This window comes from Pseudomonas sp. NFX98, from assembly GCF_047784845.1.
In the GTDB taxonomy this organism is placed as follows: Bacteria; Pseudomonadota; Gammaproteobacteria; order Pseudomonadales; family Pseudomonadaceae; genus Aquipseudomonas.
In genome coordinates this window covers 1-1154 of the sequence record NZ_JBLNNF010000046.1, presented here as the reverse complement: position 1 = coordinate 1154, position 1154 = coordinate 1, and the positions used below count along the sequence as shown (strand labels likewise).

The window sequence follows — 1154 nt, the reverse complement described above, 5'->3', positions numbered from 1 at the left end:
GTGGTCCTGAAACACGCCGATGGTAGCGAGGAAACCTACGTCCACGACTCGCAGGCACGGCTGGTGCAGCGGGTCGCCGCCGACGGGGGTCAGCAGCACAAGGCCTACGACGCGCAGGGTCGTTTGCTCGCCGAACAGGACGCCCTCGGCGCCGTCACCGAATACCGCTACGACGAGCTCGGACGGCTGATCGCGCTGATTCCGCCGGAAGACGAACCGACGTCCTACGAGTACCGCAACGGTTTCCTGCACGCGCGTTATCGCGGTAAAGCCAAGTGGACCTACCAGCGTAATGCTCAGGGCGACGTGACCTGGCTGATCGATCCCGATGGCCAGAGCACCTTTCACGAGTACGACGCGCAAGGGCGTCTGCTGGCGATCCGTTACCCGGACCATAGCCGCCATGTGTTCGAGTGGAACGACCTCGGTCAGTTGCTCGGCGAAACCCTGCCCGACGGCGGACGTCGGCAGTTTGCCTACGATGCGTTGGGACGCTTGTTGAACTGTGAGGATGAGTTCGGCGGGGTCAGTCGTTACCAGTGGGATGCGGTGGGCCGCTTGTTGCAGACGACCGCGCCGAGCGGCGCCAGTCGCAGCTTCAGCTACAACGCCTACGGCCGGATCACTGCTGAAACCGATGAGCTGGGCCGGGTCACGCGTTTTGAGTACGCCGACGATCTGCACCTGGTCAGTCGGCGGATCAACCCCGACGGCAGCGAGCTGAAGTACCGCTACGACCACGCGCAGCTGCTGTTGACCGAGATCGAAAACGAAGTCGGCGAGCGTTATCGGCTGGACTACACGCCGAGCGGATTGATCCGTCAGGAAAGCGGCTTCGACGGCCGGCGCACCGCCTATGCCTACGACCTCAATGGCCAGTTGCTGGCGAAAACCGAGTTCGGCGATGACGGTTCGCAGTTGCTCACCGCGTACCAGCGTGACAGCGCCGGACGTTTATTGGTCAAGACCCTGCCCGACGGAGACAAGGTCGAGTACCGCTATGACGGACTGGGCCGGCTGGTCAGCGTCGATGACGGCCAGGACCATCCGCTGGAGTTCGAATACGACGTTCATGACCGACTGATCACCGAGCACCAAGGCTGGGGCACCTTGCGTTATGGCTACGACGTCAGCGGCCAGCTCAAGCATTTGCG

The 1154-nt window shown here is 62.9% G+C and carries 1 pseudogene; it reads left to right on the top strand.

Features of this window, described 5'->3' with window-relative positions:
* Window positions 1–1154 (top strand): annotated as a pseudogene (locus ACM110_RS29980) (type IV secretion protein Rhs); the annotation flags it as partial.